This is a genomic window from Pseudomonas sp. Irchel s3b5, assembly GCF_900187435.1.
Taxonomy (GTDB): domain Bacteria; phylum Pseudomonadota; class Gammaproteobacteria; order Pseudomonadales; family Pseudomonadaceae; genus Aquipseudomonas.
In genome coordinates this window covers 60,035-73,235 of the sequence record NZ_FYDY01000027.1, presented here as the reverse complement: position 1 = coordinate 73,235, position 13,201 = coordinate 60,035, and the positions used below count along the sequence as shown (strand labels likewise).

The window sequence follows — 13,201 nt, the reverse complement described above, 5'->3', positions numbered from 1 at the left end:
GTAGAGGTACACTTTTTCGACTTTGGTGTCGGGTCGCATCATGACGGGCTGGCTCCGGAAAGAAATCGAGAGCACAGCATCAGACTTTAATAAGCGGCTTTGAATGTGGGGTTCATGGATCCCTTACCATAAACCAAATGCAAAGGCAGCTAAAATCCAAGCGGTAAGACCTTTATAAAAGGAGACATTATCGTTTATCGGAGAAAACGAAAAAGCGACTAAAAGTAGAGAAATCAACACAACCGACTTTTTTCGATCAATGGCTTTTTTATAATAGAGACATGCCGTTGTCCCCATAAGAAGCACCGGTATACTGCTGACGGCAAGCGCCAAATCTATAAATGCGGGCTTAGATAAAAGGGGAAAATTCGCCGCCCATACACCTAACACTATCGCAACAATAATCAAACAAGGAAACAGACGATTTACTCTATTTTTTGTCACCAAAAAAACAACAGCCATCAAAATATAAAACTTAACTTCAACACTCAAACTCCACACAATAGGCTCTATATTACTCTCTATTGGTATAAACAAATTACCAAACAAACTAATATTCAAGATCAATATCTTAACTGTATGAAAATCAATTTCCCTTACTCCCATAAAAACCTGCGAAGCAAAGCGAAGCATAACAGCAGCAATAATTACAGGATAGATACGAAAAACTCGTTGAAGTAAAAACTGCAATGGAGGTGTTTTTTCCAAACTCAAGTAAATTACAAACCCGCTCAAAAGAAAAAAAGCACCAACACCAAAAGCACCAATAAAGGTGGCACAATAAAACAGGAGACTATCTACAGAAGGACGATTAGTTAGTAGTATTGAGTGATCAACTGCAACTAGTAATGCAGCAATACCACGCAACGAATTTAGAGAAGCAAGTCTCCCAGACCCGGCTGAAGTCACGACTTTATTTACGGTAATCGGTAAGGGCTGCACAGAGTTCACTCACTATTTTTTTAATTATTACCACAGTCGCTAAACCCCCATACGTAATGGAAGCTTTAGCGCCACTCTATAAGCCTATGAACGTTTTTTATCAACAGTTCATAGGCATGGTATCACTTAAATTCTCATCGAAGATTTAACGTCACAATAGGCTTTGGAAATGGCACGAACAGCATCCTCATGCTTTACCTCAGCCCATACTTGACATACGTCATCTTCAGTATCAACCCAAGGATAGTCTTCAGGTGTCACAGGAACCAATGAAACATCTACCGTGTAAATGGAGTCTCGCCATTCCGCATTCTTCAGAAGTTCCATATTTCCGGACCAACCTGTCATTACACATCGTCGGCCCAAGGCTAGAGATTCTGCACACCCCATACCATACCCTTCGGACCTGTGAAGACTTACATATACATCGCAGGACCGTTTCAGCCCAAGAGCTTCGTTATAACTGAAGCTTGCTGTATTTAGCACTATTACATTGGGAAACCTCAACCGAACTGTTTCAAGAAATGCTTCATATTCGCGAAGCTTTTCACTTCCGTGCCTGATTTCAAACTTAACGTGCAACACCAACGCCACGTCATCTACATCAACAAAACACTCAGTAAAAGCTCGCAGCCCCGCATTAGGGTTTTTACGAATAGTTGAAGATGTAAACTCCCAATTTAGCAAAAATAGTATTTTATCAGTTGGCAAGTCGAAGTAACTTCTACCATATCTCTCTACAATAGAAAAAGGTACTCGCACCTCAGGATCAACAAGTTCTATGGTTTTTTTTGTCACACTAGCAATCGCACCATAGACAAATTCAGTATCGACCATTATGGAGTCTATTGCGTCAAAATTTGAAACCAGCCGTTTTGGAATATGTGGCAACTCCCAGTGTGTGAAATTTACATTCCAGCGAGCATCAGCCCAAGCGCTAAGCTTATTCAAATGGTGTTCAATGAATGGAAAACCAATGCACCAAATATTGGTTGGATATACCGGTTCAGCTGAAAAAAAACCTTGAAGATTATCGGGCAGTACATTGGGAGTTACACCGTGCGCCACATCGACGATACAGAAAGGTATCCCTTTCCGCTGAAGAGCATTCATATAATGTGTAGTTAAATTAACAACCCCTCCTGATTCCCCGGCATAAAGAATTACATTGACCCCCTTTACTTCACTAGGCCGAGAACTCAATCTTTTTCTTACTGGACTTAATTGTAGATTTCTCGGCTTAAACAGTCGACGGTAAACCATCTGAAGGCCAAGAAATACAACCCCTTTCCAGCTAGCGCCCGCTCTACGACGCGTCTCTATTCTATTAACAATTCCTTGAAGGCGCCCCCAAGGCTTTGAGTTAACATCAACTATCTTTTCATCTTCTAAAATTTCAGTTGGCTCTGCTTCGCAGATAACCGCGGAGTTTTGAGGAAAAAAAACACGTTCATAATCTGTTTCTTCAGAGACTGTGAATGCGTCTGTCAAATGGTCAGGTACATCAGTTATTGCTGACGAGTAGCGGTTGATCCGAGGAACAATTGAAATACTGTCCAACTGCTTTGCCAACTCAACATCTTCGGCTTGATTATGAAAAATCAGCGGATTAAATGGTACAAGCTGAAGCAAGCTCTTTTTCGCTACTATAAGCCCGCCATTCAGATAGTGTCTATTCCAAGTCTGGTGTTCATTCCCACACTCATAAATTGGACCCCATATAAGATGAGACTTATCATCAATAGCACAATATGAAGGATAGTTCTTCCCTGATTGATGCTGCTGCCTTATTGTCAAAAAATCAAAATCATAGCCATATTTTTCGAACCCAATAAAAAAGTCATCTCCTAACCAGTACCGATCATGTAAAATGCACAGATTCTCATGAGCCGCGAGATTAACCATATCATTCTTTTTTACACATATATCTGATAAAACAGTACTGTATTGCTTTTCAATATAGATAGGTTCGTACTCATCATATGCGGCGTTCTGCGGCCCCACAATTATTATCTGATGCTCACAACCCCCATAGTCACGTATCGTTTTGCATAATTTAGCAACGAGGTGAATCTTCTTCCCTTGAGTGAGAATACCAAAGGTCCATCTTTTATTCATTGTTTCGATACAATATTGGCGATCAATCTTAAACGCAGTGACAATTTCCTCGCCATTGATAATTTCAGCACATACAGAAACTGTTAAGCCATACTTTCTATACAGAAAGTTTTTTAACGAAGGAATTGATATATAACGATTTTGAACGTATCTAACAATTAATATGCCCGATGATTTCAGCATCCTAATAGATGAATCCAGCAGTATTCGCCAGCCTTGTAGCGAAATTGGATCTTGAAGAATCCATACAACGTCAAAGCGATTAACGTCGGCGGGAGTAGTTCTAAAACCTGGTGTATTTAAAATATCAACAGAAACAAAAGGAAATGTATCAGTTGGAGAATCTCCAATCCATGCGTGCGCCGAACCTGGGACTATATTTAATACTTCTCTCAACTCACTCACATACTTGATCATAAACCCCCTCCCTACTTGTACATTTTTTAGCTTCCCAGAAGTATAAATCTCTTATCCCTCTGCACCTTATACATAATCGTACAAACGACTACGAACTGTACAACCTAAAAACCGACACTATAAAAACGCATATCACAAACCATCCGGGAAGATTAATTTCTTTAAATCACTGGAGCTTTCGAACCACGTCACATGCTTTATATCTCTTGAACTTGGCAAAAGCTCTTTTTTATAAAGCCACAACCACTCTTTTAGTATTGAAAGAAGCGACTCCATGTCACCATCACTAAAATAAAGAGCATGACTTCCGGCGATCTCCTTATGCAAGATATTATCAGTTGCGATTATGGATAATCCATCCTGGGCTGCCTCAATTATACTTGCACCGAATCTTTCATCTGGAGATGCGGCTATAAAGCACTTGCATGCAGCTTGCAAATACCTATATATTCCGTCACACGCAACAGGAATGAACAATAGTTTTAAGTTAGAGTTGCCATATCGATCTCGAAATATCTTAAGATCATTTCCATCAGACTTGAAAACCATCACCAACCCGATAGAAAACCCTTCAGTCCATAACCTTTCAAAAACAGAGATAATTTTGTGCTGATCATCTTCCTTCATATTTCGAGTATCTAGCAAAAAACGGATGCCTGAATATGGCTCACTCAATATGTCAAGTGAGTCTTGCTGTAGCGCTAATACATTGTCTGCAGAAGGACTATCCGCACCTAATGGAAACCAGCTTACCGTTAATTTTCTAGCTCTGGACTCTGTATCTTTCACATACAAGCTCGCTAGATTTTGACATATGAACTGTGAAGTACAAAAGTAGCCGTCGATAAATTGCGATATATCTTGTGAGTAAAGAATGCTACTGGAGAAATCATCTGGGCATTCACTAGGCTTCAGAGGTAGCTTAAGTTCATGCAGTACGAAATAGATGCTAATACCTAATCGTCTCAAATACTGATAAAAATAAATCTGTTTGGCCTGTACATCGATCCCAACATTAAGTCCGAGAAAAATATCACCCTGGCAGATGTCTATGTAACCATCCTCTAAGAACTCAGGTTCACGTTTGAGATCACTGACGTATTTATCTGCGTATCGATAACCAAAATCATCATCTGAGGCGTATATAGGTCTCACCACATAGCCTTGTGGTGGACTGGCTAATAGCTCCATCAACAACCGCCTAGATATATACGCGATACCTGAACGACTTTTTTCACGTACTAAACCCGAAATATCCACCAGTAACTGCTTTGTCTCCACTGGGGTATGTGTAGCTATGGCTTGTGCTATACACTTTATCTCAGTGTCAGACATAACCGGTCCTAGACGAGCAATCTCGTCAATTAGCCAGCATCGGCGATCAGCTTCACTCGATAATTCCCAGTACTTCCTCCGTTGCACTCCGGAGATTTTATACCAATTTTCAAATGCGAGAATTGTCAACCTAGCACTATTTTCCCAACTGAATTTTTTCGCTTGAGCTATGCCGTGTTCTCTCAATCGTTGAAGTAGCAAAGGATCATTCAACACTTGAAGCATTTTCTCAGCAATAGCGTACTTCGAATAGGGATCAAACAACGCTTCCGCATTCCCCATTACCTCAGGGACACTGGTCGTGTTCGAGCCAATAGCCGCAGCGCCACAGGACATTGCTTCCAACACCGGCAATCCAAATCCTTCATGTAACGACGGAAATACATACAGCGCACACTGATTGTAAAATTGCACTAATTCGTCATCAGATACTCGCCCGGTTATAATTACATCTTGAAGGGTGAGGTTAGATTTTAATATATGCTGTTCAAATCGGTAACGATGCTCATCGGGTAGCCCTCCAACTAAAATCAGCTGATATTCCTCACGAACATTAACTGGCAATAACCCGTAAGCACTAATTAAGCCCAAATGATTTTTACGATCATCAGTGGCACCAGAATACATAATGTACTTTCGACGAACACCATACTTTTCACTTAGTGCTTTCGAAGCTGCCTTTGTATAGGTGATAGGCTTAAAGATATCATCAACGGCAGCTGAGATATTTACTACTTGCTCACGAGAAAAGTCTAAGTATTCTACAGCTTCCTCTCGCGAGGACTCCGAAATAGCGAGCATCAGATCAGCACGATTCAAGTGTGAGATTTTTTCTCGATACAATCGTTCAAAACCTGGATTTGGTGCAAAATAAACGTCACTTTTTATTAGAGGAATCAAATCATAAAAAGTAACTGCCGTCGGCACTTTAAATGGCGCCCTAGCAATGCTATGCACGGCATCGTCCCCAAAGCCTTCCATTAAACTTGTTACATGAACAATATCTGCCTTCAGGCTTGCCAAAAACTCTTCACGGATTAACTCAGCAATATCTTTCCGATACACATTTGAAGGATCAAATGCGTGTACAGGCCCGACACAACTCCAAACTTTTATCTTTTCTTGTGGTAGCAACCCATCGAATGCATCGCGAATGGAGTCGATCGTTTCCGGAAAAAGCCCATTAAGTACAAGAATTATGTCGTGCTCGCCCCGGAGTTTTACCATTGCGGTCGCAAGTGCCATTGTGTAGCGCCCGATCCCCCGAAAGCGGCTTCCGGTTTGAGCACCTTGCATATCAATGACTATACGCATCAATGACCTTCCTGTTTAGGCATACGTTCTATTACTTCGGTATAAATATTTTTAGCCCTCGGAGACAATGGTGTACGCCCGGGAAAGAAGCCTTCAAACAGAATATCATTTCCTCCGTCACTTCCAAAAAGACCAGCCGACTTAGCACCCTTAACAGGCGATATCAATCCTCGCCGAAAGGCAAAAATTTTTAGTTTTGAGTATATTTTCGGAAAACGTATCAGAATTTTTCGTGCGGCAGCGAGCAATATTGTGTTTTGAACTGCCGCCTTTGTAATTACAACCAAAATGCCACGGGTGACTTTAGCCATCTTGTAACGGACGTTGCCCAGAATCCCTTTCTGTTTGGAATCAATGCTTGTCGTCGACAACTGTTGCGGAATTGCTTTACTTAGTAACTTTCGGCGAGCCGTAAGATCAAGACCTATAGATTGGTTAAAATTATTCAGTACGTTTTTTTTAGATACCAGAATATTTTCCGGGGAAACTATCATTTTTTTTTCTATTTTCGCAGAGCTTAGTTTAAAGATTTCCAGCTCGGACTCGATTCTAACAAGCGCTGTTTCGGCGGCATCCATCCTCTGCTCAAGCTCAGCCAAGTAGTTTCTCTGCTCCTCGATCAGAGAAAGTGCGGCCTTCAACTCGAGGTTGTCAGATTTATCCACGTCTTTTTTCTCACATTTTTTAATAGTTACATTACTATTTTCTGCCAACATATAAAAAAGCTTAAATAGCACCAATGTACGGATTGGAGAAACGAGTCGAATACAATTCGAGTTCCATCGTTACCTGAAGTACACATATTAAAGGCCTAACCGAAACCTTTGCTAGAGCGCCAAAAAATCTTTATTTAATATCTATGAATATCAACACTTCAAGCTCTGCAACTCGCTCCTCCACTACTGCGGCGTTTACTCGACTCTCAACATTCAAGCGCAGTAACGGCTCGGTATTTGAACACCGCAGATTAAACCTCCAATCGTCAAACTCAAGGCTGATCCCATCAGTTTTATCGATTAAAATTTTCTTCACTGAATAATGATTTACTATCCGCTGCAAAACTGGTTCAACATTATCTACCTTGTAGTTGATTTCGCCACTACACGGGAAAGCAATAATCCGTTCATCGACCAACTGTGCCAAAGTTTTTTTGGACGTCGACATCAAAGCGGAAACCAACAGCCATGGAATCATCCCACTGTCGCAATACGCAAAATCCCGGAAGTAGTGGTGAGCGCTCATCTCTCCGCCATACACCGCATCTTCCTCGCGCATACGCTCCTTGATGAAGGCATGCCCAGTTTTGCTCTGAACGGCAATACCGCCCGCTTGTTCCACCTGTTCGATGGTATTCCAGGTCAGGCGCGGATCGTGGATGATCTTGCTGCCAGGGTGTTGCTTGAGCAGCATCTCGGCCAGCAGACCGACGAGGTAATAACCCTCGATGAACCGACCATCGGCATCAAAGAAGAAGCAACGATCGAAGTCACCGTCCCATGCCAGGCCCATGTCGCACTGGTTGGCCAGCAGCGCCTGACGCGTTAGTTCGCGGTTCTCGGGCAACAGTGGATTGGGTACGCCGTTCGGAAAGTGGCCATCGGGCACTTCGTTGATGAACACCCATTGCAACGGCAGTCGTGCAGCCAGTGCCAGCAGCACAGGGCCTGCAGCACCATTGCCCGGATCTGCGAGAATCTTGAGGGGTTTCAGAGCGCTGACGTCGACGTAAGTCAGCAAATGGTCAATGTAGGCAGTCTTGTCGAACGCTTGGCGAACCGCGCCTTTTTCTGCCGAGACGGTGCCTAGGTCACCCTGATCGACACGCTGGCGGATGGCGTCGAGGCCCGTGTCGCCGCTGATAGGACGCGACTCGGCCTTGACGAGCTTCATTCCGTTGTAGCCTTTGGGATTGTGACTGGCAGTGATCATCACGCCACCATCGACCTTGTAGTGACTGGTGGCGAAGTAGACTTCCTCGGTACCGCACAGCCCGATGTCGATCACATCGGCACCCGCCTCGGTAATGCCGCGCATCAGCGCTGCCGCCAAGGGTGGGCTTTCGAGCCTCATGTCCTGGCCAACCACAAAGGTTTTTCCTTGCAACTCGGCAACAAGCGCGCGACCTATGCGGTAGGCGATGTCTTCGTTGAGTTGAGCGGGTACCTGACCACGAATGTCATAGGCTTTGAAGCATTGCGTGACGATAGGAGGAAACATTCTACTCACTAACTGAAATGTCCGATGCCACCCTGAGGCGGCAACGGCAAGAATGGATCGCCAGGGACGCAACGTCGCTGACGCACTGAGCCCACCATGCATAGGGCTCGCTTCGGGTTCAGTGTCGTTACTTATCGACGCGACCGTAGTTGTCTTCGAACCGAACGATGTCGTCCTCCCCCAGATAATCACCGCTCTGCACTTCGATCAGCACCAGATCAATCACACCCGGGTTTTTCAGGCGGTGTTTGTGACCCGCGCGAATAAAGGTCGATTCGTTTGTATGAAGCATCAACTCTTTTTGGTCGTTGACGACGACAGCAGTACCGCTGACCACGATCCAGTGCTCACTGCGATGGTGATGCATTTGCAACGACAGAGATGCGCCAGGCTTCACCACAATACGCTTGATCTTGAAGCGCTCACCGTTTTCCAGTGTTGTATAGGTGCCCCAAGGACGATGCACTGTGCGGTGGAGCAAATGGACAGTGTGGTTCGATGCCTTGAGCTGGTTGACGATATGCTTTACGTCTTGAGCATGATCTTTGTGGGCAATCATCACCGCATCAGGCGTATCGATCACCAGCAGGTCTTGCACGCCAACCAATGCAGTCAGGCGCCCCTCACTGTTCACGTAGTTATTGCGCGAACCGTGGGACAGTACTTCACCTTCAAAACGGTTGCCGTTTTCATCAGGCTCGGACAGCTCACTGACGGCGTTCCAGGAGCCAATATCACTCCAACCGATATCGCACGGAACAGTAGCCACCTTGGACGAGCGTTCCATCAATGCGTAATCAATGGAAATATCCGGAACTTCCGCAAATGCGTCGGCATCAAGCGCCAGACAACGGTATTTGTTGGACGAGGTCAGACGCGATACTTCAATAGTTCTACTTACTGCCTCTACGACATCCGGAGCATGTTGGCGCAACTCATCAAGAACCGTACCGACCCGGAAACAGAACATACCGGAATTCCAGAAGTAGTTACCTGCACTGACGTAGCTTTGTGCAGTGTCGAGATCCGGCTTTTCAACGAAGCGCGCGACCTTCAAGCCACCCATCAGTGGCGCATCTTTCTGCGCTTCGATGTAACCAAACCCGGTCTCCGGGTACGTTGGCTGAATACCGAAAGTAACCAGCCAGCCTTCGGCTGCAAGCTTCATCGCGCAGACAACTGCCGCGGCAAACGCTTTCTCGTCTTGTATCAGATGGTCGGCAGCCAGCACCAGCATCTGAGCGTCAGGACCATGCGTGGCTTCCAGTTGGAGTGCAGCCGCTGCGACGGCAGCAGCGGTATTGCGACCGAAAGGTTCCAGAATGAAACCTTGAGCATGCTTGGCATTATTATTAACCGAACCGTACTCATCTTCAGTCTTGAACAGAAGTTCACGATTGGTCACCGTAAGAACTTCCACAACACCTTCAAGGCGGGATGCGCGAAGAAAGGTTTTCTGGATCAGATTCTGACCATCTGGCAGTTCCATGAATGGCTTGGGATGAGCCTCTCGAGAAACAGGCCACAACCGGCTACCCACTCCACCAGACAAAATTACGGGAATCAGTTCCATGCTCTAAGTCCTTAATCCCCACTTCTGGCGGATGCAACCAGTAAGCGGGGCTCAGTTATGTTTCCAGTCATTCCTGTAGTGCTACAGGGTTGACAGCTTAACGTCGATCAAACCTTATTAGCCTTGCCCGCGTCGCTCCTCTGACGTTCCTGCCCATCCCTCCATTGAGTGCATGGTGCTGGGCAGTGAAGCCCTCCTCAAGAAAAAACAAGCAGATAGAGATTCGAATGCAGCGCTGGATAAGGAGTGGGTACTTTGCTGGCCATTCTACAGCTAGTCCCGGGAATTAATAACTCATGTGCCGACAGGAGAACAAAAAATCATTTGAAAACAGATAAATATCCCCTATCCGAGCCATCAAATCAGCATCAACCTCTAGCATCGATCAAATTTCAGCGTGGCGCCCCTTCAGAAGCCTTTTCAAGTAATCCCCATAGGCCGTCTTTCCAAGGCGATTTGCTTGGACCAATAGCTCCTCTGCGCAAACCCATCCATTGTCAAAGGCAATCTCCTCGAGACACGCCAGCTTCAGCCCTTGGCGCTTCTCGATGGTATGTACGAAGTGACTGGCTTCAAGCAGCGAATCGGGAGTACCAGTGTCCAGCCAGGCAAAACCACGCCCGAGAATTTCTACCTTGAGCGCCTTCTCTTTCAGATAGGCGAGGTTGACATCGGTAATTTCCAGCTCACCGCGTGCGGAAGGCTTGAGGCTTTTGGCAATTTCGACCACATGATTATCATAGAAATACAAGCCGGTAACCGCGTAGCTGGACTTTGGATTAATCGGTTTCTCTTCGATGCTCAGCGCTTGGCCATTCGTATCAAACTCTACAACGCCGAAACGCTCCGGATCAGACACGTGGTAACCGAATACCGTTGCACCCTGCGTTTCATTACAGGCCGAACGCAGGTTATCGGAGAAGTGATGACCATAGAAAATGTTGTCACCAAGAATAAGACAGCAAGGATCGTTACCTATGAAGGTCTCACCGATGATGAAGGCTTGCGCCAATCCGTCTGGATTGGGTTGCTCTGCGTAGCTGAGCTTGACGCCATACACACTGCCATCACCCAGCAATTTGCGAAAGCTCGGCAAGTCATCTGGCGTGGAGATGATCAGGATTTCACGTATGCCCGCGAGCATCAGTACCGACAAAGGATAAAAGATCATCGGCTTATCGTAAATCGGCAGCATCTGCTTGGATACACCGAGGGTCAACGGGTGCAAACGAGTACCCGAGCCACCAGCGAGAACGATGCCTTTACGATTTGTCGTGGTCATTTGTTCAGGACTTCCCTAAGCATTCGGGTTACACCACTTTGCCAATCCGGCAAGTGTAAAGAAAAATTGTCGCGCAGTTTCTGAGTATTCAACCGTGAGTTCAACGGACGACGTGCGGGCGTTGGATAAGCGGTTGTATCTATGGGATTGACGACTTTCACAGCAAGCGCCTCCCCCTGGAGCCTGGCAAAAGCAATCACATGATTAGCATAACCATGCCAGGAAACCTCCCCAGCAGCCGCCAAGTGATAGATACCCGCAAGTACAGGACGCACAACAACTTGCTGTATGGCCAGCGCCGTAACATCGGCGATGAGCTCGGCACCAGTGGGAGCTCCGACCTGGTCAGCAATGACATTCAAACTCTCGCGATCCCTGGCCAAACACAGCATGGTTTTGGCAAAGTTGTTACCGCGAGCGCTGTATACCCAACTTGTTCGAAAGATCAAATGCTTACAGCCAGTTTCAACAATCGCCTGTTCACCAGCCAGCTTGCTCGCGCCGTAGTGATTCAGCGGTGCGACCGCATCGTTTTCCTGCCAAGGCTTCGAACCCTCGCCACTGAAGACATAATCAGTCGAATAGTGAATTAGCCATGCGCCGAGGGACATAGCCTCTTCAGCCATGACTCTACAAGCCTCGCCGTTCACACGATCAGCCAGCCTGGTCTCGGATTCAGCTTTATCGACCGCTGTATAAGCTGCAGCGTTGACGATGACGTCGGGATTGACCTGACGAATCGTCGCACGCAGTGCATCTAGGTCAGACAGATCGCCACTCAAACCGTCAACCGGGTGACGGTACAGAGCAATCAACTCGCCAAGCGGCGCGAGGGAACGTTGCAGCTCCCAGCCCACTTGGCCGTTCTTTCCCAGCAGGAGGATTTTCATGCTTTGTCCGAACGATCCGCGTAGTTCTGATCGATCCATTGTTGGTAGCTGCCGCTCTTCACGTGAGCTACCCACTCAGTATTACTCAGGTACCACTCGACGGTCTTGCGGATACCGGTTTCAAAGGTTTCTTCCGGCGACCAACCCAGCTCACGCTGGATTTTGCTGGCGTCGATTGCGTAACGCTGATCGTGGCCCGGACGATCCTGAACATAAGTGATCAGGCTGGCGTGCGGACGATGAGCGGAATCTGGGCGCAGTTCGTCGAGCAGTGCACACAGGGTATTCACCACTTCGATGTTTTGCTTCTCGTTATGGCCGCCGATGTTGTAGGTTTCGCCAATCACGCCTTCGGTCACTACTTTGTACAGTGCGCGGGCGTGATCTTCGACATAGAGCCAGTCACGAACCTGATTGCCTTTGCCGTAGACCGGCAGCGGCTTGCCTTCCAGTGCGTTGAGAATGATCAGCGGGATCAACTTCTCAGGGAAGTGGCAGGGACCGTAGTTGTTTGAGCAGTTGGTGACCAGAGTCGGCAGGCCGTAGGTGCGAGCCCAGGCACGAACCAGGTGATCGGAGCTGGCCTTGCTGGCCGAATACGGCGAGCTTGGCTGATACGGTGTGGTTTCGGTAAAGAGATCTTCCGGACCTTCGAGGTCTCCGTAGACTTCGTCGGTGGAGATATGGTGGAAGCGGAAGTTGGCTTTGCGTGTGTCATCCAGCGCGGACCAATAGAGGCGTGCCGCTTCCAGCAAGGTGTAAGTGCCGATGATATTGGTCTGGATGAACTCGGACGGGCCGGAAATCGAGCGGTCAACGTGGGATTCTGCGGCCAGATGCATGATGGCATCCGGTTGGTGTTCACGCAGGACGCGATCCACTTGACCACGGTCGCAAATGTCGACGCATTCGAACACATAACGCGAGTTCTGACTGACTTCCGCCAGCGACTCAAGATTACCGGCATATGTCAGTTTATCGACGTTAACGACAGAGTCGGCGGTATTGGAGATGATATGGCGGATGACAGCCGAGCCGATAAACCCGGCGCCGCCGGTTACTAGGATTTTCACGCGAAACCGTACTCTTAAATTGCTGACAGGACTGCGAACC

9 protein-coding genes are annotated in these 13,201 nt (G+C 46.7%); all 9 read right to left on the bottom strand.

Features of this window, described 5'->3' with window-relative positions; all coding sequences use genetic code 11:
* Nucleotides 1-123: 123 nt before the first annotated feature.
* Nucleotides 124-951 (bottom strand): acyltransferase, encoded by an 828-nt coding sequence (locus tag CKW15_RS22820; protein WP_095152729.1) that lies wholly within the window; start codon nt 949-951, stop codon nt 124-126.
* A 117-nt stretch (nt 952-1,068) separates the two neighbouring features.
* Nucleotides 1,069-3,477 carry a glycosyltransferase gene (locus CKW15_RS28235; RefSeq protein ID WP_143498500.1) on the bottom strand — a complete coding sequence of 803 codons (2,409 nt, stop codon included), beginning with the start codon at nt 3,475-3,477 and terminating at the stop codon, nt 1,069-1,071.
* Nucleotides 3,478-3,609: 132 nt separating this feature from the next.
* Nucleotides 3,610-6,126 carry a glycosyltransferase gene (locus tag CKW15_RS22815; protein ID WP_095152728.1) on the bottom strand — a complete coding sequence of 839 codons (2,517 nt, stop codon included), beginning with the start codon at nt 6,124-6,126 and terminating at the stop codon, nt 3,610-3,612.
* Entirely contained in the window at nt 6,126-6,842 is a 717-nt protein-coding gene (locus CKW15_RS22810) for a hypothetical protein (RefSeq protein WP_095152727.1), read from the bottom strand. Before CKW15_RS22810 ends, CKW15_RS22815 begins: the two co-directional genes overlap by 1 nt.
* Before the next feature lie 130 nt (nt 6,843-6,972).
* Entirely contained in the window at nt 6,973-8,343 is a 1,371-nt protein-coding gene (locus CKW15_RS22805; RefSeq protein WP_095152726.1) for a phosphomannomutase, read from the bottom strand.
* A 127-nt stretch (nt 8,344-8,470) separates the two neighbouring features.
* On the bottom strand, nt 8,471-9,916 hold the full coding sequence (locus CKW15_RS22800) for a mannose-1-phosphate guanylyltransferase/mannose-6-phosphate isomerase (protein ID WP_095152725.1): 1,446 nt from the start codon (nt 9,914-9,916) through the stop codon (nt 8,471-8,473).
* Nucleotides 9,917-10,301: 385 nt separating this feature from the next.
* Nucleotides 10,302-11,198, bottom strand: a complete 897-nt coding sequence (rfbA, locus tag CKW15_RS22795; protein ID WP_095152724.1) for a glucose-1-phosphate thymidylyltransferase RfbA — start codon at nt 11,196-11,198, stop codon at nt 10,302-10,304.
* Entirely contained in the window at nt 11,195-12,088 is an 894-nt protein-coding gene (gene rfbD / locus CKW15_RS22790) for a dTDP-4-dehydrorhamnose reductase (RefSeq protein ID WP_095152723.1), read from the bottom strand. Before rfbD ends, rfbA begins: the two co-directional genes overlap by 4 nt.
* Nucleotides 12,085-13,161 carry a dTDP-glucose 4,6-dehydratase gene (gene rfbB / locus CKW15_RS22785; protein WP_095152722.1) on the bottom strand — a complete coding sequence of 359 codons (1,077 nt, stop codon included), beginning with the start codon at nt 13,159-13,161 and terminating at the stop codon, nt 12,085-12,087. Before rfbB ends, rfbD begins: the two co-directional genes overlap by 4 nt.
* Between the last annotated feature and the right edge of the window lie 40 nt (nt 13,162-13,201).